Source organism: Brevibacillus fluminis, assembly GCF_003710825.1.
Lineage (GTDB): Bacteria > Bacillota > Bacilli > Brevibacillales > Brevibacillaceae > Brevibacillus_D > Brevibacillus_D fluminis.
This window is the reverse complement of record NZ_RHHQ01000037.1, coordinates 1-390: the sequence shown is the minus strand read 5'-3', so window position 1 is coordinate 390 and position 390 is coordinate 1. Positions and strand designations below refer to the sequence as shown.

Annotated in this window: 1 protein-coding gene; it reads left to right on the top strand. The window is 52.1% G+C overall.

The annotated features are described in order from the left end of the window. A partial coding sequence (locus tag EDM56_RS30710; protein ID WP_148040437.1) for an MBL fold metallo-hydrolase occupies positions 1–390 on the top strand: 390 nt, incomplete at both ends.

Here is a 390-nt window from a genome sequence, read left to right as displayed (position 1 = left end):
TACATATGAAAACGTCACGTGTATCGACTGCAAAGTGTCGATCGGCGGTAAAGATTCTTCCGTTTATCTCTATCTGGTGGATGGACTGCTGATCGATACCGGAGCGAAAATTCTCGAAGACGAGCTAATTTCATTTTATGAAGCCACTTCCTTCGAGCAGGTGGTATTGACGCACGGGCACGAGGATCATGTCGGCACGGCGGCATGGATCGAGCGAAACCGGAACATGCCGATTCTGATTCACGAAAATGGGATAGTCCCTTGCTCCAAGCCCGCCAACTACCGCAAATATCGGCAGGACACATGGGGCATCCGCGAACCGTTCACTCCGCAGCGTTTGGGCGATACGGTTGAAACCGGTTCGTACAAGTGGAGCGTCATCTACACCCC